The organism is Shinella sp. (genome assembly GCF_035998705.1).
Lineage (GTDB): Bacteria > Pseudomonadota > Alphaproteobacteria > Rhizobiales > Rhizobiaceae > Shinella.
Genome location: NZ_DASYHH010000002.1, coordinates 28,107 through 52,159 on the forward strand (window position 1 = coordinate 28,107; position 24,053 = coordinate 52,159).

Below are 24,053 nucleotides of genomic sequence, written 5' to 3' on the forward strand. Positions count from 1 at the left end.
GCATTTTTCGTTTTCCGGAGCGTTTTTCTCAGCTATGAGTCTCACTCCATCGTGACTTCCTGTTGAACCGGCAAGCGCGTATGACGGGCTCAAATGGCTGGCCACCCGCCGCCACTCCATTGGAAGTGATCATGCCGAGACCGCACATACTGGAATGTCTGGCGATCCTGCTTGCGCTCGGAGCCGGCGCAGGGGCTGCACATGCCCAGGAATCCACTACCAAGCAATCCATCAAGCCCAAGGGTGTCGTCGAGCTTTTCACCAGCCAGGGCTGCTCCTCCTGCCCGCCCGCCGACAAGGCGCTCGCCGCACTGGCGCAGGAAGGCGAAGTCGTCGCCCTCTCGTACCATGTCGACTACTGGAACTATCTCGGCTGGGCCGACACGCTCGCCTCCAAGGACAATACCGACCGGCAATATGCCTATGCCCGCATGTTCGGCCGCAGCGGCGTCTACACGCCGCAGGCCGTGCTGAACGGCCGCGAACACATCAACGGCGCCGATATTTCCGGTATCCGCTCGCGCATCGGCGCCATGCCGAACGAGGGCAAGGGGCTCAACGTACCGGTCGATGTCGAAGTGAAGAACGACGAGCTGCGCATCCGCGTCGGCCCCGGCGAGGGCAAGGCCAATATCGTCATCGCCTATTTCGAGCGCGAGCGCACGATCGACATCGACAAGGGCGAGAACCGCGGCAAGCGGGTCAATTACTGGCACGCCGTCACCGACATGGAAACGATCGGCATGTGGGAGGGCAAGGAGACCAACCTGGTCCTGCCGGCCGACATGCTGAAGAAGAAAAAGAAATCCGGCGGCTGCGCCGTGCTTTTGCAGCGCATGCGCACGGCCGATACGCCGGGCGCCATTTTGGGCGCGACCGTTTTGACGGGCGATAAAGCTTCTCGGTAAACGTCTTCCCCCCTTTTTTTGGGGGGGGGGGAGGTCCGGTCCGGCTTCTTCGAGGGGCTGGGGCTTGAGGGTTCGAAGAAAGACGGACCGGACCGAGACGAAGTCACCGGCAACGGAATACTGGGCAACTTCGACAGACGCACCCCGTCCGAACCGGCTTCCCGCACAAGGCAGCAGGCCGGTACGGGCTGCGACTGGCGGACTTTCTCCCGTAAATTGGGCGTCTGTTTGTCTGAATTGCGGCGAGAAGGATTTTTGCGAAAACGCAAGTCTTCGCCCATCCGCCTTGCATTTCCGTTTTGGTCAGGCACACTGTCACCCAGCCGTCACAGACGAGGTGCGGAGATTCGATGACTGATCAGCCGGATTTGCAGGCTTCCAATGTCGTGGTCGACCTTCGGGAATATAAGAGCAGCAGGGACCCGCTGCCTGTAACCTTCCATCGGCGGGAGCTCGATGCAATCCTCTGGGTCTACGGCCGGATGGTCGGCGAAGGGGAGTGGCGCGACTACGCGATCGACCATATGCGCGACAAGGCGGTGTTTTCCGTCTTCAAGCGCTCGGGCGAAATGCCGCTCTACCGCATCGAGAAAAACCCCAAACTCGCCGCCAAACAGGGCGCCTACAGCGTCGTCAACCAGCACGGCACCATCCTGAAGCGCGGCCATGAGCTCAATCAGGTGCTCAAGGTGTTCGACAAGGTGCTGCGGCTGATCGAGACGTAAGAAAGCCCCGCCTCACTGGTGACCCCGCTAAATGGGGTCATCCTCGGGCTTGACCCGAGGATCCATGCTGCGGGTGAGGCGTGGATGGTCGGGTCAAGCCCGACCATGACGGAGGGGAGGCTTGCGACCCCCGATCTTTACGCCATCGTCCCCGGATAGGTCGCCGAAGACGGCTCGGTTTCCGCGCCGTCGCCAAGTGCGCGCTGCATGAAGACGGTGTCGAGCCAGCGGCCGTGCTTGAAGCCGGTGGCGGTCATGCGGCCCGAATGTTCGAAGCCCGCAGCCGCGTGCACGGCGATGGAGGCCGGATGCGCGCCGCCGATGACGGCGACCATCTGGCGGAAGCCGAGCTCCGTCGCGCGGCGAATCAGCTCCGCCAGCAGCGCCTTGCCGACGCCCTTGCCGCGCGCTTCAGGCGCCAGATAGACCGAATCCTCGACGAGCCAGCGATAGGCCGGCCGCGTGCGGAAGGCGGACGCATAGGCATAGCCGAGGATGAGCCCGGTCTGCTCGATGGCGACGATATAGGGATAGCCCTTGTCGGTGATTGCCTGGAAGCGCGCCGCCATCTCGTCGAGCGAGGGCGGGTCGATCTCGTAGCTCGCCACGCCGTTCAGCACGGACTCGCGGTAGATTTCGGTGAAGGCGGCAATGTCGCCGAGATCGGCGGTGCGAATGACGAAGCTCATGGAAAGCCTGAATATTCCGGATACGGGATGGTGCGTCCATCCCACATCCAATTCCGGCTTTCAAGCGACGTTTGACGTATCAGGCACCGTAAACCACGAGCAGGTCCTTGGCGTCGATCTGGTCGCCGGCCTTCACCAGCACCTCCGAGATCGTGCCGTCCTTCTCCGCATGCAGCGCCGTTTCCATCTTCATCGCCTCGATGGAGAGCAGCACGTCGCCGGCCTTCACCGCCTGGCCGGCTGAGACCGAGACCGTCGAGATGACGCCCGGCATGGGCGCGCCGAGATGGGCGGCATTGCCGATATCCGCCTTGCGCCGCGCAAGCGAGGTCGCGGCGCGGTTGCGATCCGGCACCTTGATGAGCCGCGGCTGGCCGTTCAGCTCGAAGAACACTTTTACCATGCCCTGCGCATCCGGCTCGCTCTGCGCCTGGTGCAGGATGACGAGCGACACGCCCTTTTCCAGCTCCGGCGACAGTTCCTCGCCCGGCGACAGGCCGTAGAAATAGGCGGGCGTCGGCAGCACGCTCACCGGACCGTAGGTATCGGCGGCCAGCGCATAGTCGGTGAAGACCTTCGGATACATCAGGTAGGAGGCGAATTCGAAATCGTCGACCTTGCGCTCCAGCTTCTCCTCGACCGCCTTGCGTTCGGCGTCGAGATCGGCCGGCGGCAGCAGCGAGCCCGGCACCGCGGTATAGGGTTCCTCGCCCTTCAGCGCCTTCTTCTGCAAGCCAGCCGGCCAGCCGCCCGGAGGCTGGCCGAGATCGCCCTTCAGCATGGAGACGACCGATTCCGGGAAGGAGACGTCCTTGGCCGGGTTTTCGACGTCGGCGACGGTGAGGTCCTGGCTGACCATCATCAGCGCCATGTCGCCCACCACCTTGGAGGACGGCGTCACCTTGACGATGTCGCCGAACATCTGGTTGGCGTCGGCATAGGCCTGGGCCACCTTGTGCCACTTGGTCTCGAGGCCAAGCGAGCGGGCCTGTTCCTTGAGATTGGTGAACTGGCCGCCCGGCATTTCATGCAGGTAGACTTCCGATGCCGGCCCCTTGAGGTCGCTTTCGAAGGCGGCGTACTGGAAGCGCACGGCCTCCCAGTAGAAGGAGATGCGGCGAATCCATTCCGGATCGAGGCCCGGATCGCGGTCGGTGCCCTTCAGCGCCTCGACGATCGAGCCGAGGCAGGGCTGCGAGGTGTTGCCGGACAGCGCATCCATCGCCGCATCCACCACGTCGACGCCGGATTCGACGGCGGCAAGCACGGTCGCCGCCGCAATGCCGGACGTATCATGCGTGTGGAAATGGATCGGCAGGTCGGTGGCTTCCCGCAGCGCCTTGAACAGCACGCGCGCCGCCGCCGGCTTCAACAGACCCGCCATGTCCTTCAGCGCGATCATATGCGCGCCGGCCTTTTCGAGGTCGGCGGCGAGCGCGGTGTAATATTTGAGGTCGTATTTCGGGCGGGCCGAGTTCAGCAGATCGCCGGTATAGCAGATCGCCGCCTCGCAGATCCGGTTCTCTTCCGCCACTGCCTCCATCGAGACGCGCATGTTGTCGACCCAGTTCAGGCAGTCGAAGACGCGGAACACGTCGATGCCGCCCTTGGCCGCCTGGCGCACGAAGTATTTCACGACATTGTCGGGATAGTTCTTGTAGCCGACGCCGTTGGCGCCGCGCAGCAGCATCTGGAGCAGCAGGTTCGGCGCGCCTTCGCGCACGCGGGCGAGACGATCCCACGGATCTTCCGTCAGGAAGCGCATGGAGACGTCGAAGGTCGCCCCGCCCCAGCATTCGAGCGAGAAGAGCTGCGGCAGCGCGCGGGCATAGGTGCCGGCGACGCGGGCGATGTCGTGCGTGCGCATGCGGGTGGCGAGCAGCGACTGGTGGCCGTCGCGCATCGTCGTGTCCGTCATCAGCACGCGCGTCTCGGCGCGCACCCATTCGGCGAATTTCTTCGGGCCGAGTTCGTCGAGCTTCTGCTTGGTGCCGGCCTGGATCGTGCCCTCGATGAAGGGCACGACGGGCTTGGCGACATCCGCCGGCGGCTTCGGACGGCCCTTGGCCTCCGGATGGCCGTTGACGGTGACGTCGGCGAGGTAGGTCAGCAGCTTCGTCGCACGGTCCTGGCGCTTCACCTGCTGGAACAGCTCCGGCGTCGTGTCGATGAAGCGGGTCGTGTAGCTGTTGTTGCGGAACTGCTCGTGGCTGATGATCGCTTCCAGGAAGGTGAGGTTCGTCGCGACGCCGCGGATGCGGAATTCGCGCAGCGCGCGGTCCATGCGGGTGATCGCCTCCACCGGGTTCGGCGCCCAGGCCGTGACCTTCACGAGCAGCGGATCGTAGAAGCGGGTGATCACCGCGCCCGGATAGGCCGTGCCGCCATCGAGACGGATGCCGAAGCCCGAGGCCGAGCGATAGCCGGTGATGCGGCCATAGTCCGGAATGAAGTTCTGCTCCGGATCTTCCGTGGTGATGCGGCACTGGAGGGCGTGGCCGTTGAGGCGGATGTCCTCCTGCGCGGGCACGCCCGATTCCGGCGTGCCGATCGCCTCGCCGTCGAGGATGTGGATCTGCGCCTTGACGATGTCGATGCCGGTCACCACTTCCGTGACGGTATGCTCGACCTGGATGCGCGGATTGACCTCGATGAAGTAGAATTTGCCGGTATCGGCATCCATCAGGTACTCGACCGTACCGGCGCCGATATAATTGGTGGCACGCGCGATCTTCAGCGAATAATCGGCAAGCTCCTTGCGCTGCGCCTCGTTGAGGTAGGGTGCCGGCGCGCGCTCGACGACCTTCTGGTTACGCCGCTGGATGGAGCAGTCGCGCTCGAAGAGATGCACGACATTGCCGTGCGTATCGCCCAGCACCTGGCTTTCGACGTGGCGGGCGCGCTCGACGAGCTTTTCGAGATAGACCTCGTCCTTGCCGAAGGCGGCCTTCGCCTCGCGCTTGGCTTCCGTCACCTCGCGCAGCAGGTCTTTCGGGTCGCGGATCGCGCGCATCCCGCGCCCGCCGCCGCCCCAGGACGCTTTCAGCATGACGGGATAGCCGATGCTTTCGGCAAGCCGGTGGATTTCGTCCGCATCGTCCGGCAGCGGATCGGTCGCCGGCACGACCGGCACGCCGACGGAAATCGCCAGGTTGCGCGCGGCGACCTTGTTGCCGAGCTGGCGCATCGTATCCGGCCGCGGTCCGATGAAGATGATGCCGGCGGCGTCACACGCATCGACGAATTCCGGGCTTTCCGACAACAGGCCGTAGCCCGGATGGATGGCGTCGGCGCCCGAAAGCCTGGCGACGCGGATCACCTCTTCGATCGACAGGTAGCTTTCGATCGGCCCGAGGTCCCGGGCCAGATGCGGGCCGCGGCCGATCTGGTAGCTTTCATCCGCCTTGAAGCGGTGCAGCGCGAGTTTGTCCTCCTCCGCCCAGATCGCCACCGTTTTTATGCCGAGCTCGTTGGCTGCGCGGAACACGCGAATGGCAATTTCGGACCGGTTGGCGACAAGGATCTTGGAAATGGGCAAGTCGAACTCCTCAATGACCTGAAAGCGGGAAATGCTGCACCCGCGAAGGGAATTATTAGCGGGTTATTTTCAAAGTTCAATTTTGGAGTCGTCATCCGGCAAAAGAATTGCGCCGTGGTGGCTCAGGAGACGAGGCCGAGCCGGAAGGCGATGGCGACGGCGTGGTGCCGGTTGCGCGCACCGAGTTTCTGCTGAATGCCGTTCATGTACCAGTCGACCGTGTGGCTGGAAATACTGAGCACGCGGCCGATGTCATGCGAGGTCATGCCCTCGGCCAGCAGGGTCAGCGCCTCCATTTCGCGCCGCGTCAGTTCGACATCGACGACGGCCGAAAGGCGGGCGGCCGCTTCCGGATCGGCGGCGTTCATGAGTTTCCAGTAGAGCTGGCGGGCGATGCCGTCGAAAAGCCCGATCTCCACGCTTTCCAGCTCGACCGGCCTGCCGCCCAGGCTGAGGCTGCCGAGCAGGCCGCGCCGGCCATGCACGGGAAATATGTAGCCGTCCTCCAGCCCGTTCTGGCGCGCATCCACCATCATGCGCTCCATGCGCTTGCGATGCGGGCTCATGCGGAAGGCGCCGAGCGTGTCGCGCCAGCGAAAACCCGCCTGCGCATGGCCGAGGTAACGCACCGTCGGATCGACCTGCATGTAGCGCTTGCGCAGATAGGTCTCCGGCCAGCCCTTGGGCCAGCGGCCAGCGAGCAGCAGGCTCGCCGGGTTCTCCACCGGCTTCGGCGCCTGGATGAGACCGTAATAGTCGAAGCCATACAGCGTGAGGAGACGTTCGAACTCGGCCGTCGTTTCATTTCGGCCGCGCAACTCGTCGATCAGTGCAAGGAACTGCACCAGCAAGTTGATCTTCATATACCCTGCGCTTGAAGCGCCCCAATCCAAATCAGCAAGGAACGTCGCCTGACCCTGTGTGGGCCAGTCATGTCCCATTCATGTTACCCCGCATACAATTGGCAGGATCGCATGATGAAAATCAATCGGCTAAGGGACTTGGCAGCGCGCAAAACGGCAAATCACGCAAGATTTCATATGAGTCATGAAAGTTGCATGCCGATCACGAACTTTTGCCCCTTCCGCTGATTAACAGCGCACTGCAAAGAAAAACGGGTGCTTTCGCTGCACCGCACAACAGGTATCGCCGGAAAGGCCTTGTTTCGTGTCTTTGTTCCAGGTTTATGCAAGAGCCCTCAGCTATCTTTGGGTTTCCAAGATCCGCGTCGGTTCGGTCGTCGTGGCCAACGTCGTTCTGGCCGTCATCACGATTGCGGAACCGATCCTGTTCGGCCGCATCATCGATGCCATATCCTCCAAGGGCGACGTCACCCCGATGCTCATGATGTGGGCGGGCTTCGGCCTGTTCAACACCTTCGCCTATGTGCTCGTCGCCCGCGAGGCAGACCGCCTGGCCCATGGCCGGCGCGCCAGCCTCCTGACGGAAGCCTTCGGCCGCATCATCTCCATGCCGCTCGCCTGGCATAGCCAGCGCGGCACCTCCAACGCCCTGCACACGCTGCTGCGCGCCTGTGAAACGCTGTTCGGCCTCTGGCTCGAATTCATGCGCACGCATCTGGCGACCGCCATCGCGCTCGTGCTGCTCATCCCCACCGCCTTCGTGATGGACTACCGCCTGTCCCTCGTGCTCGTCGTGCTCGGCGTGCTCTATGTCATCATCGGCAAGGTGGTGATGGACCGCACCCGCGAGGGCCAGGCCTCGGTGGAGAACCACTACCACACCGTCTTCTCCCACGTATCGGACTCGATCAGCAACGTTTCGGTCGTGCACAGCTACAACCGCATCGAGGCCGAAACGCGCGAACTGAAGCGTTTCGCCGAGCGGCTGATCAATGCGCAGTTCCCGGTGCTCGACTGGTGGGCGATCGCCAGTGCCCTCAACCGCATCGCCTCGACCATCTCCATGATGATCATCCTCGTCATCGGTACGGTGCTGGTGCAGCGTGGCGAAATCCGCGTCGGCGACGTCATCGCCTTCATCGGCTTTGCCGGCCTGCTCATCGGCCGCCTCGACCAGATGAAGGCCTTCGCCACGCAGATCTTCGAGGCACGCGCCAAGCTGGAGGACTTCTTCACGCTGGAGGATGCCGTCAAGGAGCGCGAGGAGCCGTCGACGGCGGGTGACCTGGGCGACGTCAAGGGCAGGATCGAATACCGCAATGTCTGCTTCGATTTCGCCAATGCGACCCAGGGCGTGCGCGACGTCTCCTTCACCGTCGAAGCCGGCCAGACCGTCGCCATCGTCGGCCCGACGGGCGCCGGCAAGACCACGCTGGTCAACCTGCTGCAGCGCGTCTACGAACCGCGTTCCGGCCAGATCCTGATCGACGGCGTCGATATCGCCACGGTGACGCGCAAGTCGCTGCGCCGGTCGATCGCCACCGTGTTCCAGGACGCGGGCCTGCTCAACCGCTCGATCTCCGATAATATCCGTCTCGGCCGCGAGGGCGCGACGCAGGAGGAAATCGAGGCGGCTGCACAAGCCGCGGCGGCGAACGACTTCATCGTCACCCGCCAGAGCGGCTACGAGACCCATGTCGGCGAGCGCGGCAACCGTCTGTCGGGCGGCGAGCGCCAGCGCATCGCCATCGCCCGCGCGATCCTCAAGAACGCGCCCATCCTCGTGCTCGACGAGGCGACCAGCGCGCTCGACGTGGAGACCGAGGCGCGCGTCAAGTCGGCGATCGACCAGCTTCGCCGCAACCGCACGACCTTCATCATCGCCCACCGCCTGTCGACGGTGCGCGAGGCCGACCTCGTCGTCTTCATGGATCACGGCCAGGTCGCCGAGATGGGCACCTTCAACGACCTCAGCCAGAGCAACGGCCGCTTCGCCGCCCTGCTGCGGGCGAGCGGCATCCTGACGGACGACGACGTCCGCAAGAGCCACACCGCCGCCTGAGCCTCGGGCCAGCGCTTCGGGCTTGATCGCCCTTCTAACCGGCAGGGCCTCGCACGCCCTGCCGTTTTGCATTGGTGCTGGCGATCACGGCGGCCTGCCAGTCGAGATAACGCGCATAGACGAAATGCAGCGCGATGCCGGCGAGCGTATAGAGCGTGCCGAGGATCGGGTTCTTGCCCGTGACGAACATCAGGACCTGCCCGACCATGGCGAGGATCGTTCCGAAGATGAAGACGGCCAGCGAATGCCGACCGATAGCCACCAGCGGGTGGGAGAACGGCAAGGCCGCCCAGTTCGACAGAGCCGGGATCGTCGCGACCAGGTAGGCGCCGGCAAGCACATGCACGAGGCGGGTGGTAGACAGGAACGTCTTATCGAAGCCGGTCAGCACGGCCGGCAGGCCGTAGGAGAAATCGATGTTCCACCAGGAGAACACGACCCAGAGCATCGAAACGAGGAGATAGGTCGCGGAAAGCGCGGTCAGCACGACGTTGCGGGGAATGCCCGTCCTCTTGGCCTTGAGAACGCCGACGAAGCCGATGACGAAGAGGAACTGCCAGGACAGCGGATTGAGGAACCACTTTCCGTCGTCGAGAAAATTCGAGGGCGCGATCTGCCAGATGCCGGCACAGAGCCAGAGCGTGCCGGAGACGGCGATCAGCAGCAGGGCGCTGCGTCGATACAGCCACAGGAAGCCCGGCAGCATCAGGAACAGCACGGCATACATGGAGAGGATGTTGTTGTAGCCGAACTGATGGCCGAGCAGCACCATGCTGACGACGCCCTGCTCCGTGCGGTCGACGACGGCGCGCAGGTTGATTTCCGACAACAGGTCCGGCCGCGAGAACCACAGCGCGCCGCCGGCAAAGATCGCGAAGGTGATGACGCTCGTCATGATATGCGCGACATAGAGCGTCAGCGCCCGGCGCAGGATGCGAAGCGTCACCGCCAGCCGCTCGCCGACGGCAAAGCGCCCGCCATAGGCAAGCCCGACCGACATGCCGGAAATCAGCACGAAGGCTTCCGCCGAATCGGAGAAGCCGAAATTCTTGTGCGTCAGGTGTTCAAGGTATTGGCCGGGAACGTGGTTGACGAAGATCGTCAGGAGGGCGAGTGCCCGGAAGACATCGAGGCGCGTGTCGCGTGTCTGCGGCACGACGCCCCCCGGTGCATTTCTGTCTGTCATGTCTGCTCTGATCCACGATGGGTGCGGATCAGAGCAGATAACCCTCGTTTGAAGATTTGATGACAGTTCCGTTCACACTTGCTTGCCATCCACCGTCGCCGCCCCGCTCGACGCGGATTTCCAGCGTGCGGCCGTCGAGAACGAGCGTCGCCTCGTAGCCGTTCCAGGCTGCGGGCAGCACCGGCTCGACGAAGAGACGGCCGCCCTCCCGGCGGATGCCGAGAATGCCCTCGACCGCCGCGCGGTAGAGCCAGCCGGCCGAGCCCGTATACCAGGTCCAGCCGCCGCGCCCCGTCCGCTCGCCCTCGCCATAGACGTCGGCTGCGACGACATAGGGCTCGACGCGATAGAGCTCGGCCGCTTCCGGGCTCTTGGCGTGGTTGACGGGGTTCAGGAGGTCGAAGCAGGCCCAGGCGTCCTCGGCCCGGCCCTGGCGGGCGAGCGCCAGCACGGTCCAGGTCGCGGCATGGGTATATTGCCCGCCGTTTTCGCGCACGCCCGGCGGATAGGCCTTGATGTAGCCGGGGTCCTGCGGGGTCTCGACGAAGGGCGGGGTGAACAGGCGGATGATGCCGTTTTCCCGGTCGACGAGTTCCGCCATGACCGCATCCATCGCCTGGCGTGCGCGGTCCGCGTCGCCCTCGCCGGAGAGCACGCTCCAGCTCTGCGCGATCGAATCGATGCGGCATTCCGCGTTTCGGGCCGAACCCAGCGGCATGCCGTCGTCGAAATAGCCGCGGCGATAATAGGCGCCGTCCCAGCCGACCGTTTCCAGCGCCTGCCGCAGGCGGCCGAGATGGCCTTCCCACAGGTCGGCGCGAGCGTCGTCGCCGCGTGTGCGCGCAAGCGGGATGAAGCCGCGCAACGTGCAGGCGAGGAACCAGCCGAGCCAGACGCTCGTGCCGCGGCCGGCTTCGCCGACCCGGTTCATGCCGTCGTTCCAGTCGCCGCCGAGCATCAGCGGCAGGCCGTTCTCCCCGGTGCGGCTCAACGCGAGGTCGAGCGCGCGGGCGCAATGGTCGTAGAGCGGCGCCTCTTCCGCCGAGCGGCCCGGTTTGAAGAAGGCATCGTGCTGCCCTTGCGCGAGCGGCTGGCCCTCGATGAAGGCGAGCCTTTCGTCGAGCAGCGCTCTATCCCCGGTGACCCGGCAATAATATTCGACCGCATGCGCCAGCCAGACCACGTCGTCGGAGATGGCGGTGCGCACGCCGGCGCCGCTGTCGGGCAGCCACCAATGCTGCACGTCGCCCTCGACGAACTGGCGTGCGGCGGCGTTCAGGATCTGCCGCCGGGCGAGTTCCGGACGGTGCAGGATGAAGGCCAGCGTGTCCTGCAACTGGTCGCGGAAACCGTAGGCGCCGCTCGCCTGGTAGAAGGCCGTGCGTGCCAGGATGCGGCAACCGAGCGCCTGGTAGGGCAGCCAGTCGTTGACCATGCGGTCGAGGGCGGCATCCGGCGTCTTCACCTGCAGCGTGCCGGTGAAATCGTCCCAATAGCCGCGAACCGCCTTCATGACCGCGTCGAAATCGGCCGCGCGGCTCTTGTCCGCAAGCGTTCGCGCACTGTCCGCATCCGCGGTGTCGCCGAGCACGAAGATCAGTTCGCGCTTCTCGCCCGGCTTCAGGGTGATATCGACAGCGAGTGCCGCGCAGGGATCGCCGATGCCGTCGGCGGAGCCGGAGAGCGCCTGCCCGCCCGCCACCGCCCCCGGCAGCACGATATCGCCGCCGCGGCCGATGAATTCGCGGCGCCTGGCGGTAAAGCCCGCAAGCGGCGCATCGACGGCGAAGAAGCTGGTCCGGCCGCCGAAATCGAGGTTGTACGGGTTGGTCGCAAAGAGCGCGCCGCTCTCCTCGTCATGGCTGGTCAGCACGAAGGGCGCGGTTTTTGCCGGATTGTTGCCCATCACCCATTCGACATAGCCATAGACCGTGAGGCTGCGCTCCGTCTCGCCGGTGTTCTTCACGACGAGACGGGAATATTTGACCGGTTCTTCCGCATCGACCGTCTGCACGAGATCGAGCTCGATGCCGTCCTCCCAGCTGCGGAAGGCGCTGTAGCCGAGGCCGTGCCAGGTCTCGAACTTCACCGTCGGCTTGCGCGACAGCGCCGCGAAGGGCGTCATGACCGTGCCGCGATCGCGATCGCGCACATAGAAGGCCTCGCCCGGGCGGTTGATCACCGGATCGTTGCTCCAGGCCGTCAGCTGGAAATCGCGCGAATTGCGGCTCCAGGTGAAGCCGGCACCTTCGCCCGAGACGTGGAAGCCGAAATGCTCGTTGGAGATGACGTTGATCCAGGGCTGCGGCGTGGCTTCGCCGCCGCGCAGCCGCATGGCATATTCCCGCCGCTCGCCGTTGAAGCCGCCAAAGCCGTTCCAGAAGGTCAGGCCCTCGCCATCGATCGTCACCGGCTCGCCGGCAGGTGCCGCAAGCTTCGGCACGGCCGCATCCGCCTTCGTCTCTTCCTCGCCGCGCGGCGTGGAGAAGAGTGCGACGGTACGGGCGATCTGGTCGGCAAGCGAGCCGTTGCGCGCATGGAAGACGGCGCGCGCCGTGGCAAGCAGCGCCTGCCAGGTCGAGACCTCCATCAGGTCGCGGCGCACCGCGAAGACATGCTGGCGAACGCCGTCGGACTGGCCGCGCATGCGCAGGTTCTCGCACATCTGGTCGAGCGTGTGCTGCATGTCCTGCGCATAGGAGGAGGCGCGTTCGTTGAGGATCACCAGATCGGCGGTGACACCGCGGTGGCGCAGATATTCCTGCGCGCGCAGCGCCTCGCGGGCGACCTCCACGTCGATCTCGTCATTGATGCGCAAGACGAAGATCGGGAAGTCGCCGGAAATCGCCAGCGGCCAGAGCGCCGACTGGGCGGTGAGCCCCGTCTGGATCGTGCCGGTATCGGCGCGCATATGCATGTCCGGATAGGTGAGGTAGCGGCCGAGCATCTGGAAGCTCGCCGCCTCCTGCGAGGTCACGCCGACATGGCGCAGATGCACCTGCGACCGCGTCCAGGCATGGATCACTTCGTGGTTGAACGTGTCCGGGTGGCGATAGCGGTCGATCGCCGCGTCCACTTCGGCGCGGCTCGGCGCCGCAATGGTCCAGAAAATGACCTTGACCTTCTTGCCCGCCGGCACGCGCACGACGCGGCGCAGCGCCATGACCGGATCGAGCGTGAAACCGTCCGTGCCGGAGAGCTGCGCGCCCGGATCGAAGGCGGCCGCCGTCGTCAGCGAGCGGCCGCGGCCGATGAAGCGGCGGCGGTCGGTCTCGACCTCGGTGCGGCGGGAAGGACCGGCATTGTCCACGATCAGGTGGGCGATCACCATGTCCGGGTCGTTCGGATTGCGCTTCTGGCGCTCGGCGCGGATGACGTCGCCGCGCTTGCCGATCTCCGTCTTGATGAACATTTTCGAGAACATCGGATGGGCGTTATCGGCGTCGTCCGTCGAGATCACCGGCTCCATATAGGAGGTCACTTCGATGAAGCGGTCCTCCGTGCCGGTATTGAGCAGCGTCAGGCGGCGGCCTTCGGCATCGTGCTCGGTGGCGACGATGCATTCGACCTCGCTGGTCAGCGTGCCGACGGTCTTGATGAACTCCGCCTTGTCGTCGCCGAACTGGGTTTTCGTCTCCTCGCCCTCGGCGCGCTTCGGCTCTGATGTGGCGGACCACCACTCGTTCGTCGCGGTATCGCGCAGGAACAGGAAGGAGCCCCAGCGGTCCTCGGTCGGATCCGGCTTCCAGCGGGTGACGGACTGGCCGTTCCAGCGCGAATAACCGGCACCGGTCGCCGTCAGCATCACGGAATAATGGCCGTTCGACAGGAAGACGGTCTCGCGTTCCTTGCTGAACGGCTCCTTGATGATGCGGATTTCCGGGCGCAGCAGGTCGGCCTGCGTGCTGCCGACGGTTTCCGGCTCGCGCTTGGCATTGATGACCGGAATGTCGCGCGGCGCCTTTTCCTGGAGCAGCAGTTCGGCCGCCTCGATGACGGGGTCGGCGTGGAAGCGCTCGCGCAGCGCCCCGTTGAAGACGACGTTGGCAACCGCCGCGATCGACATGCCGTGATGGTGCGCCATGTAGTTCTTCACCACCGCGCAGGTCTTGCCCTCGGGCACGCGGGTCGGCGTGAAATCGACGGCATCATGGAAACCGAAGACGCCGAGCGCGCCGAGCTTGCGCAGGCGCTCGAGGTTGTCGAGTGCCTCCTTCGGCGCATATTGCGCGGCGAGCAGCGAGGCATAGGGCGCGATCACCGCATTCTGGCCGAGGCCGCGCTTCAGGCCGAGGGTCGGCACGCCGAAATTGGTGTACTGGTAGGTCAGTTCATGGTCGCGGGCGTTGAAGGCCGCTTCCGAAATGCCCCAGGGCGTGCCGAGCCGGCGGCCATGGTTCATCTGCTCCACGACGACCAGATTGTTCGTCTGGTTCAAAATGCCGCCCTGCTGCTCCTGCATGACGAGCGGCGGCATCAGATATTCGAACATCGAGCCGGACCAGGAGACCAGCGCGCCGCGCGACCCGACCGGCACGACCGGACGGCCGAGCTTGTACCAGTGCTCGGTCGGCAGATCGCCCTTGGCGATGGCGAAGAGGCTGGTCAGGCGGGCTTCCGAGGCGAGCAGGTCGTAGCAGGCTTCGTCCAGTTCGTTGGTCTCGACGCGGTAGCCGATCGACAAGAGGCGGCGCTCCGGACGGAACAGGAAGCCGAAATCCATCGAGAAGGCGATGTCGCGCGAACGGTCGCGCAGCACGATCAGGCGATCGCGCAGCGGCTCGATGCTGCCGAGATCGAAGACGCTGTCGGCAATATGCGCCTCGCAGGTCGCGACCAGCGCGCCCGCCCATTTGACGACCTCGCCGCTCTCGGACGACTTGATCTCGTGGTCGAGGTTGACGATCAGCTTGTTGACGTCGCGCGCCAGCACCGAAAGGTTGATGACGCGGATGGAGGCGAATTCGTGCTCGCGCTTGACGGCGGCGAGCGCCTTGTCGAAGCCGGCGATACGCTCCTCGATGAGGCGGCGCAGCGGCCGCACGGTCTTGCGGTCGTCCGGCAGGTCCTTCAGCACTTCGGAGAGGATCGAGGCGACGTCGCCGATGCCGTCGAGGCTGCCCTGCAGATGCGCCGACGGAGCTTCCGCCCATTCGCGGCACATGGAGGAGATGGCGATGAGGTGGCCGGCAAGGTTGCCGCTGTCGACCGCCGAGACGTAGCGTGGTCCCAGCGTTTCCAGCGTGTTGGTGCGATACCAGTTGTAGAGGTGGCCGCGATATTTCGGCATGCCGTCGATCGTGGCGATCGTCTGTTCGAGGCGGCGCACCGTCTCTTCAAACGAGATCCAGCCGAAGTCGCGCGCCGAAATCACCGAAAGCAGGTAGACGCCGACATTGGTCGGCGAGGTGCGCTCGGCAAGCACCGGCTGCGGCGTTTCCTGAAAGTTGTCCGGCGGCAGGTAGTGCTGCTCGGCGGTGACGAATTCCTCGAAATAGCGCCAGGTGCGCCGCGCGATCTTGCGCAGTTCGTTGGCGACATAGCCGGAGACGACGAGCTGGTCCTCGGTCTCCGCCGTCTGGCTGACATACCAGGCGATCATCGGCGAGAGCGCCCAGACGAGCGCGAAGGGGATGCCGATGAAGGGCAGGCCGGTATCCGAGATCATGGCGAGCGCCACGGAGAGCGCCGCCAGCGCCGGCGCCTGCCACATCGACCTGTAATGGGCGAGAATGCCGCCGCGCGCGGCACTGTCGGCCTGCGCGGCCGTGCGCCATTCCAGCATCAGTTTGCGGCTGACCATCGTGCGGTAGAGCGAGCGGACGATCGCATCCGCCATCAGCCCCGCCGAATGGGCGATGAAGGCGATGCGCAGCGCCACCTGCGCATTGGCCGCCCGAATATCGGAGAAGACGCGGTGCACATGCGCGCGCGCGACGATATCGCCCCGGCGCGGCATGACGCCGGAGATCAGCGACAGCGTCGGGGCGACGAACAGCAGGAAGATCAGCACGAGCTGCCAGATCAGCGCCTGGCGCGGCTCCATGTAATACCAGCCCATGACGGAGGCGACGAGCCAGCCGATCGGGATGAGGCTGCGGCGCAGGTTGTCGTACATCTTCCAGCGGCCGAGCATGGAAATGCCGCTCGACGGCGCGAAGATATAGGGCAGCAGCTGCCAGTCGCCGCGCGCCCAGCGATGCTGGCGCGAGGTTTCGACGCCGTAGCGGGTCGGGAAGTCTTCCACCAGCTCGACATCCGTCACCAGCGCGCAATGCGCAAGCGAGCCTTCGAGAAGGTCGTGGCTGAGCACCGAGTTCTCCTCGATGCGCCCCTTCACCGCCGCCTCGAAGGCGTCGACATGGTAGAGGCCCTTGCCGGTAAACGTGCCTTCGCCGGCAAAGTCCTGGTAGACGTCGGAAACGGTGAAGACATAGGGGTCGATGCCGCGGTCGGCGGAGAAGATGCGCTGGAAGGTCGAGGCTTCCTTGCCCGTCGTCAGCGACGGCGTGACGCGCGGCTGCAAGATGCTGTAGCCGGCGGTGACTTCGCCCTTTTCCGCATCGATGACCGGGCGGTTGATCGGGTGGTGCATCTTGCCGACGAGTTTCGTCACCGCGTCGCGCATCAGGCGCGTGTCGGAATCGAGCGTCATGACGTATTTCACGCCCGCCGGCACGATATTGGCGCCCGGCAGGAAGCCGGTATCGCCGTCGCCGCGCAGAAGCAGGTTCAGTTCGTGCAGCTTGCCGCGCTTGCGCTCCCAGCCCATCCAGCAGCCTTCGGACGGATTATACAGGCGGCGGCGATGCAGGAGGTAGAAGCGTGTGCGGCCGTCATAGGCATAGCGCGCCGAAAGCGTCGCGATCTCGCGCTTGGCATAATCGAGCACGTCGACATCCGCCGGCGATTCCTCCGCCTGGCTGTCGGCCCAGTCGCTGAGCAGTGCGAAATAGATCTCGCCGCGCGGATTGGCGAGGTAGTGGACTTCCAGGTTGCGCACCAGCTCGTCGACATGGTCGCGCTTGGAAATCAGGCAGGGCACCACGACGAGCGTGCGCGCATCCTCGGGAATGCCGTCCTTGAATTCGTAGCCGACGAGGCGCGACGGCGTGACGAAGAAGGTGACGAGCGTGTTGAACAGGCCCGTCGCTCCCTCGGACGCCGGCAGCGCGAAGAGCACCAGCATGATCAGCCAGGCACCGTTCGGAATGTCGAGCTGATCGAGGAAATAATAGACCGCGATCATCGCGAGCAGCGTCAGGATGATGTTCGGCCCGGCAATGGCGAACCAGTCGAGCCGGCGCCCGAAACGCACGATGCGCTGGACGATCGAGGGGCGGTAATCGATGCGCTTTTCGAGCAGCTTGCGCTTCTTGCCGACGAGGAAGGAGGCGACATTGGCCTCGTAGTCCGGATCGCCCGCATTGGCCGCGGCGTCTTCCGCCGTCATGGCAAGCGCAATCTCGGTCACTTCCAGCTCGGTCTTGCCGGAGCGGCGGGCGAAACGCTCGATCGTGTTGCGGTATTTGTTGCGCGAGCCGAAATCGAGGTCGCTATAGTCGGACCCTTGGCGCAGCGCCTCGTCGAGGCGGCTGACGCTTTCGAACCAGACCGGCCATTCCGTATCGTCGACCGAGCGCAGGCTCTTGATCAGCGAGCTCATCGTCACGTTGCCGGAGGAAAGCCGGTTGTTCTCCGCGACGATCAGTTCTTCGAGATCGGTGCCGCGGCTTTCGATCTTGCGCTCCAGCCACTGGATCACCGCGCCGGAGGCCTGGAGGCCGTCGCGCAGGCGATAGAGCAGCTGGATGACGAAGGTATTGTCCTCGACGAAGGCCTCCATCGACTGGAGATGCGCGATGCATTTTTCCGGATCGTTGAGGCGGATCAGCTCGTCGGCCACCTCGTTCGCCTTGAAGCGCATTTTTCGAGAGCGCTCGACGCGGCTGGAAATGCGCCGCAGGTTTTCGAGCAGCACGAAGCGGATGAAGGAGGGCAGCGCCCAGAGTTCGCCGATCTTCAGCGCGTCGAGTTTCTGGAAGCCCTGCACAAAGGCCGTCAGGCCCTCATGCGAGACGCCGCTATGGGTATGCGCGACATAGAGCCAGGCGAGCGCCAGCGTGCGCGGCACGACCTGGCCCTCGGTCTGAATGGTCGGCAGCTGGCGATAGAACCGGCGGGGGAAGTCGCGCCGGACCTCCTGGATCGCCTCTTCGACGACATAATAGTTGTCGAGCAGCCATTCGGCGGCCGGCGTGATCTGGGCGCCCGCTTCGACATCCTTGGCCGTCGCCTGGTAGACGCGAAAAATCTCCTTTTCGTTTTCCTTGTGCCGGGCACGGAATTCGAAGGGCTGGAAGCCGGGTAGCACCGCTTCCTTGCTGCGCGCCAGCGCTTCACCGCAATCGGCGAGCTCCTCCAGCGACAGATAGGTGGCGCGGATCGAATCGTTATAATCGATCTGCTTGGCGTCGGCGTCGCGCGAGGGGGCTTGCGGCGTATTGTGAAGGGGCATGTTTCTGATTCTGGATCCGGCCATATGGAACCATCCGGCAACGGCCTTTGCGCCGAACGGTTTTTTGCGGGCAGGTTTCATCTCGGTGCCGCGATCAGCCATGCGACCATACGGCGCCCGGATGGCGCGAATGGAATGGACATGGCTCAGGCGACACGCTGCTTGGCATCCTGGCCGCGTGGTGCATGAAAACGGCATTTTTTAGCCGCAAGGACAGAGACTTGCAACATGTCAACAGGACTGGGTGGCGCAGCATCGACCCTCATTTGTGGTTTTGGTGAATCGCGCGCCCCGCGTTTTGAAGAACGAGCGCATGGAGCAGGCTGATGCCGAATGCATGACATGGGGAAAAGTTCCCCATCGCGTTCGACCGCCGATCGCGCCATTGACTTGGCGGCCTCGCCACGCCAGCTTGGCCGCCGTCAGGGTCCTCCGAGTCGAAACGGCTCGGAGGCTAAGAGGGAAGCCGGTGCGATGCTCCAGAGGAGCACCAAGACCGGCGCTGCCCCCGCAACTGTGAACGGCGAGTTTCTGTCGAACGATGCCACTGGTCCTTGGACCGGGAAGGCGAGACAGGGGCGACGACCCGCAAGCCAGGAGACCTGCCCTGACAGCTGTAACGTCCATGGGCGGGGTGTCCCAAGGGTGCGCCTGCTTTTCGCCAGCATGCGTGCGTCCGGTCATCCCCCAATTCACCGATTGGGGAAACAATGCTTGCCAATACCGACAACGGCCTCTCCGGCACCGGAAAGCCGGAATCCATCTTCATCTCCTGGCTGCTCTGGCAGCCGCGCGGCGCCGATCTTGCCGTCGAAGCGCTGAAGGAAGTGCGCAAACTCGCGCGCTACGAGGGCGTCGATCCCGATATTGCGCGTCTGAAGGCGCTGTTCGCCTCGCTTGCCGGCACGCGCGGGGTGATACACTGATCCTTACCGCATAAAGACATATTGACATAAAGATATCTTTATGTGATCTCCGGTGTAGTAAGATATGCACCGGAGGGCTTTGCCATGGCCAATTCGCACCTGGACACCCTGTTCGGACCTGAACTGCCCCGCCGCGACGGCAGCGAGGTTCTCGCCGCCCTGCAGGCCGCCGCGCGCGAGCGCATCCTGGTGCTCGACGGCGCCATGGGCACGGAAATCCAGACGCTGAAGCTGGTGGAAGACGATTTCCGCGGCGACCGTTTCGGCGACTGCGCCTGCCACCAGCAGGGCAACAACGACCTCCTGACGCTGACCCAGCCCGGCGCCATCGAGGACATCCACTATCGCTACGCGCTTGCCGGCGCCGACATCCTCGAGACCAACACCTTCTCCTCCACGACGATCGCCCAGGCCGATTACGGCATGGAGGACATGGTCTATGAACTGAACCGCGACGGCGCGCGCCTTGCGCGCCGCGCTGGCCTGCGCGCCGAGCAAAAGGACGGCCGCCGCCGTTTCGTCGCCGGCGCCCTCGGCCCGACCAACCGCACCGCCTCCATTTCGCCGGACGTCAACAATCCCGGCTACCGCGCCGTCACCTTCGACGACCTGCGCATCGCCTATGCCGACCAGGTCCGCGGTCTCATCGACGGCGGCGCCGACATCATCCTGATCGAGACGATCTTCGACACGCTGAACGCCAAGGCGGCGATCTTCGCCACCCGCGAAGTCTTCGAGGAAAAGGGCATCCACCTGCCGGTCATGATCTCCGGCACGATCACCGACCTCTCCGGCCGCACGCTCTCCGGCCAGACGCCGGAGGCCTTCTGGAACTCGGTGCGCCACGCCGATCCCTTCTCCGTCGGCCTCAACTGCGCGCTCGGCGCCAACGCCATGCGCGCCCACCTCGCCGAGATCTCCTCCGTCGCGCAAACCTTCGTCTGCGCCTATCCCAATGCCGGCCTGCCGAACGCCTTCGGCCAGTATGACGAGACGCCGGACGAGATGGCCGCCCAGATCGAAGGCTTTATGCGCGATGGGCTCGTCAATATCGTCGGCGGCTGCTGCGGCTCGACGCCGGACCATATCCGCGCCATCGCCGCCGCCGCCGCCCGCCATGCGCCCCGCGAAATCCCCGACATCCCGCGCCACATGCGCCTGTCCGGCCTCGAACCCTTCACGCTGACCGATGCGATCCCCTTCGTGAACGTGGGCGAGCGCACCAACGTCACGGGCTCGGCGAAATTCCGCAAGCTGATCACTGCCGGCGACTATGCGAGCGCCCTCGATGTCGCGCGCGACCAGGTGGCGAACGGCGCGCAGATCATCGACATCAACATGGACGAGGGCCTGATCGATTCCGCCCGCGCCATGACGGAATATGTCAACCTCATCGCCGCCGAGCCGGATATCGCCCGCGTTCCCCTGATGATCGACTCATCGAAATGGGAGGTGATCGAGGCCGGCCTGAAATGCGTGCAGGGCAAGCCGCTGGTCAACTCGATCTCGCTGAAGGAAGGCGAAGAGGCCTTCCTGCACCATGCGAAACTGGTGCGCGCCTACGGCGCCGCCGTCGTCGTCATGGCCTTCGACGAGACCGGTCAGGCCGACACCAGGGCGCGCAAGGTGGATATCTGCACCCGCGCCTACAAGCTCCTGACCGAAGTCGCCGGCCTCGCGCCGGAAGACATCGTCTTCGACCCGAACATCTTTGCCGTGGCGACCGGCATCGAGGAACACGACAATTACGGCGTCGACTTCATCGAGGCGACGGCCGAGATTACGCGCACGCTGCCGCACGTCCACATTTCCGGCGGCGTCTCCAACCTCTCCTTCTCGTTCCGCGGCAACGAGCCGGTGCGCGAAGCCATGCACGCCGTCTTCCTCTACCACGCCATCCAGGCGGGCATGGACATGGGCATCGTCAATGCCGGCCAGCTCGCCGTCTACGACACGATCGAACCGGACCTGCGCGAGGCCTGCGAGGACGTGGTGCTGAACCGTCAGCCCAAAGGCGGCGGCACCGCGACCGAACGCCTGCTGGAGATCGCCGAGCGCTTCAAGGGCGCTGCCGGCAAGGAAGCCAAGGAGCGCGACCTCGCCTGGCGCGACTGGGCCGTCGAAAAGCGGCTGGAACACGCGCTGGTCAACGGCATCACCGAATTCGTCGAGGCCGACACCGAAGAGGCCCGCCGGAACGCCGAACGCCCGCTGCACGTGATCGAAGGCCCGCTGATGGCCGGCATGAACGTCGTCGGCGACCTTTTTGGCGCGGGCAAGATGTTTTTGCCGCAGGTGGTGAAATCCGCCCGCGTGATGAAACAGGCCGTCGCCGTGCTGCTGCCCTATATGGAGGCTGAAAAGCTCGCAAACGGCGGCAGCGGTGAGCGCCAGAGCGCCGGCAAGATCCTGATGGCGACCGTCAAGGGCGACGTGCACGATATCGGCAAGAACATCGTCGGCGTCGTGCTCGCCTGCAACAATTACGAGATCATCGACCTCGGCGTCATGGTGCCGGCAACGAAGATCCTTGAGACGGCGAAGGCCGAAAAAGTCGACATCATCGGCCTTTCCGGCCTCATCACCCCCTCGCTCGACGAGATGGTGCATGTCGCGACCGAAATGGAACGCGAAGGCTTCGACATCCCCCTCCTGATCGGCGGCGCCACCACGAGCCGCGTGCACACCGCCGTCAAGATCCACCCGCGCTACGACCGCGGCCAGACCGTCTACGTCACCGATGCCAGCCGCGCCGTCGGCGTGGTCGGCAGCCTGCTGTCGGCCGACATGAAGCCCGGTTACGTCGAGACGCTGAAGGCGGAATACCGCAAGGTCGCCGACGCCCACGCCCGCAGCGAGGCGGAAAAGCAGCGCCTGCCGATCGCCAAGGCCCGCGACAATGCCTTCAAGGCCGACTGGTCCGCCTACCAGCCGAAGACGCCCTCCTTCCTCGGCACCCGCGTCTGGCAGGATTGGGACCTCGCCGATCTCGCGCGCTACATCGACTGGACCCCCTTCTTCCAGACCTGGGAGCTGAAAGGCGTCTATCCGAAAATCCTCGACGACGAGAAACAGGGCCCCGCCGCCCGCCAGCTTTTTGCCGATGCGCAGGCCATGCTGGAAAAGATCATCGCCGAAAAATGGTTCACGCCAAAAGCCGTTATCGGCTTCTGGCCGGCCGGCACCGTGGGTGACGATATCCGCCTCTTCACCGACGAGGCCCGCAACAAGGATCTCGCCACCTTCTTCACGCTGCGCCAGCAGCTGTCCAAGCGCGACGGCCGCCCGAACGTCGCCCTTTCCGACTTTGTCGCCCCGGCCGACAGCGGCAAACAGGACTATCTCGGCGGCTTCGTCGTGACCGCCGGCATCGGCGAAATCGCCATCGCCGAACGTTTCGAGCGGGCGAACGACGACTACAACTCGATCCTCGTCAAGGCACTCGCCGACCGTTTTGCCGAAGCCTTCGCCGAGCGCATGCATGAAGTGGTGCGCAAGGAACTCTGGGGCTACGCGCCGGACGAGACCTTCGCCCCGACAGACCTGATCGGCGAGCCCTATGCCGGCATTCGCCCCGCTCCCGGCTACCCCGCCCAGCCCGACCACACGGAAAAGACGGCACTCTTCCGCCTGCTCGATGCGGAGAAGGAAATCGGCGTGACGCTCACCGAAAGCTTCGCCATGTGGCCCGGCTCCTCCGTCTCCGGCCTCTATATCGCCTCGCCGGAAAGCTACTATTTCGGCGTCGCCAAGGTGGAGCGCGACCAGGTGGAGGATTATGCGCGGCGCAAGGGCATGTCCGTGACGGAGGTCGAGCGCTGGCTCGGCCCGGTGCTCAACTACGTGCCGGCGCCATCGATGGCCGCCGCCGAATAATCACTCGCCCCGGCCGCGGAAACGTCGCTGATAAGCGGGATCGTAGAGCGAGCTCTCGCGAAAATCCTCCGCCGCCAGCGTCCGGCCGACGAAGATCAGCGCCGTACGCTCGATCGGCTCCTCGGCGACCTTCGCCGCGATGTCGGCCAGCGTACCGCGCACCACGCGCTCATCCGGCCAGGACGCCTTGACGACGATCGCCACCGGGCAATCCGCGCCATAGAGCGGCGTCAGATCCTCGACCACCTTGTCCAGCGCATGGATCGCCAGATGAATGGCAAGCGTCGCCCCCGTCGCGCCGAAATTCTCCAGCGTCTCGCGGTTCGGCATGGGCGAGGCGCGGCCGGAGACGCGGGTAAGCACCAGGCTCTGCGCCACCGCGGGAATGGTGAGCTCCCGGCCGAGCGCCGCCGCCGCCGCCGCAAAAGACGGCACCCCCGGCGTCATCGTATAAGTCAGCCCATGCCTTTCCAGCCGGCGGATCTGCTCGGCAACGGCGCTCCAGACGGACAGATCGCCGGAATGCAGCCGCGCCACATCCTCCCCCGCCGCCGCCGCGCGCAAAAACTCCGCCTCGATCTCGTCGAGCGACAGCGGCGCCGTATCGACGATGCGCGCACCGGGCGGGCAATATTGCAAAAGCTCCGGCGAGACGATCGAGCCGGCATAGAGGCAGACCGGGCATTTGCCGATGAGGTCGCGCCCGCGCACGGTGATGAGATCGGCGGCACCCGGTCCGGCGCCGATGAAGTGGACGGTCAT

Annotated in this window: 11 protein-coding genes and 1 riboswitch; of the genes, 5 read left to right on the forward strand and 6 right to left on the reverse strand. The window is 64.9% G+C overall.

Annotated elements, in window-relative coordinates; all coding sequences use genetic code 11:
- The first annotated feature begins 131 nt into the window (after positions 1-131).
- Positions 132-908 (forward strand): DUF1223 domain-containing protein, encoded by a 777-nt coding sequence (locus tag VGN93_RS00235; RefSeq protein ID WP_256119543.1) that lies wholly within the window; start codon positions 132-134, stop codon positions 906-908.
- A 350-nt stretch (positions 909-1,258) separates the two neighbouring features.
- Positions 1,259-1,633 carry a DUF2794 domain-containing protein gene (locus VGN93_RS00240; protein ID WP_319324935.1) on the forward strand — a complete coding sequence of 125 codons (375 nt, stop codon included), beginning with the start codon at positions 1,259-1,261 and terminating at the stop codon, positions 1,631-1,633.
- Positions 1,634-1,770: 137 nt separating this feature from the next.
- Here the strand turns inward: VGN93_RS00240 and VGN93_RS00245 are convergent, their stop codons facing one another.
- From VGN93_RS00245 to VGN93_RS00255, 3 genes are all read right to left on the reverse strand, one after another.
- Positions 1,771-2,322, reverse strand: a complete 552-nt coding sequence (locus tag VGN93_RS00245; protein WP_319324633.1) for a GNAT family N-acetyltransferase — start codon at positions 2,320-2,322, stop codon at positions 1,771-1,773.
- A 79-nt stretch (positions 2,323-2,401) separates the two neighbouring features.
- The gene (gene pyc / locus VGN93_RS00250; RefSeq protein ID WP_327505871.1) at positions 2,402-5,860 is read right to left on the reverse strand and encodes a pyruvate carboxylase; all 3,459 of its coding nucleotides are present in this window, start codon (positions 5,858-5,860) and stop codon (positions 2,402-2,404) included.
- A gap of 122 nt (positions 5,861-5,982) precedes the next feature.
- Entirely contained in the window at positions 5,983-6,723 is a 741-nt protein-coding gene (locus VGN93_RS00255; RefSeq protein WP_327505872.1) for a LuxR family transcriptional regulator, read from the reverse strand.
- A gap of 304 nt (positions 6,724-7,027) precedes the next feature.
- Between VGN93_RS00255 and VGN93_RS00260 the strand changes: the two genes are divergently transcribed.
- Entirely contained in the window at positions 7,028-8,785 is a 1,758-nt protein-coding gene (locus VGN93_RS00260) for a glucan ABC transporter ATP-binding protein/ permease (protein ID WP_327505873.1), read from the forward strand.
- Between the two features lie 34 nt (positions 8,786-8,819).
- Here VGN93_RS00260 and VGN93_RS00265 read toward each other — a convergent pair whose 3' ends face one another.
- Together VGN93_RS00265 and VGN93_RS00270 are read right to left on the reverse strand one after the other, a co-directional pair.
- Positions 8,820-9,971: an OpgC family protein gene (locus tag VGN93_RS00265; protein WP_327505874.1), complete on the reverse strand. Its 1,152-nt coding sequence runs from the start codon at positions 9,969-9,971 to the stop codon at positions 8,820-8,822.
- A 28-nt stretch (positions 9,972-9,999) separates the two neighbouring features.
- A complete protein-coding gene (locus VGN93_RS00270; protein WP_327505875.1) occupies positions 10,000-18,489 on the reverse strand; it encodes a GH36-type glycosyl hydrolase domain-containing protein in 8,490 nt (2,829 codons plus the stop codon).
- Positions 18,490-18,897: 408 nt separating this feature from the next.
- A riboswitch (cobalamin riboswitch) is annotated at positions 18,898-19,113 on the forward strand.
- An 86-nt stretch (positions 19,114-19,199) separates the two neighbouring features.
- Here VGN93_RS00270 and VGN93_RS00275 point away from each other — a divergent pair.
- Positions 19,200-19,415, forward strand: coding sequence for a hypothetical protein (locus VGN93_RS00275; RefSeq protein ID WP_319324627.1), 216 nt, complete (start codon positions 19,200-19,202; stop codon positions 19,413-19,415).
- 84 nt (positions 19,416-19,499) lie between these two features.
- Complete coding sequence (gene metH / locus VGN93_RS00280) at positions 19,500-23,291, forward strand: methionine synthase (protein WP_327505876.1); 3,792 nt, start codon at positions 19,500-19,502, stop codon at positions 23,289-23,291.
- Here metH and cobM read toward each other — a convergent pair whose 3' ends face one another.
- On the reverse strand, positions 23,292-24,053 hold the full coding sequence (cobM, locus tag VGN93_RS00285; protein ID WP_319324625.1) for a precorrin-4 C(11)-methyltransferase: 762 nt from the start codon (positions 24,051-24,053) through the stop codon (positions 23,292-23,294).

Coding starts and splice junctions, on each gene's coding strand:
- VGN93_RS00240 (WP_319324935.1), top strand. CDS start 1,259: ATGACTGATCAGCCGGATTTGCAGGCTTCCAATGTCGTGGTCGACCTT.
- VGN93_RS00235 (WP_256119543.1), top strand. CDS start 132: ATGCCGAGACCGCACATACTGGAATGTCTGGCGATCCTGCTTGCGCTC.
- cobM (WP_319324625.1), bottom strand. CDS start 24,053: ATGACCGTCCACTTCATCGGCGCCGGACCGGGTGCCGCCGATCTCATC.
- metH (WP_327505876.1), top strand. CDS start 19,500: ATGGCCAATTCGCACCTGGACACCCTGTTCGGACCTGAACTGCCCCGC.
- VGN93_RS00270 (WP_327505875.1), bottom strand. CDS start 18,489: ATGCCCCTTCACAATACGCCGCAAGCCCCCTCGCGCGACGCCGACGCC.
- VGN93_RS00255 (WP_327505872.1), bottom strand. CDS start 6,723: ATGAAGATCAACTTGCTGGTGCAGTTCCTTGCACTGATCGACGAGTTG.
- VGN93_RS00265 (WP_327505874.1), bottom strand. CDS start 9,971: ATGACAGACAGAAATGCACCGGGGGGCGTCGTGCCGCAGACACGCGAC.
- VGN93_RS00275 (WP_319324627.1), top strand. CDS start 19,200: ATGCTTGCCAATACCGACAACGGCCTCTCCGGCACCGGAAAGCCGGAA.
- VGN93_RS00245 (WP_319324633.1), bottom strand. CDS start 2,322: ATGAGCTTCGTCATTCGCACCGCCGATCTCGGCGACATTGCCGCCTTC.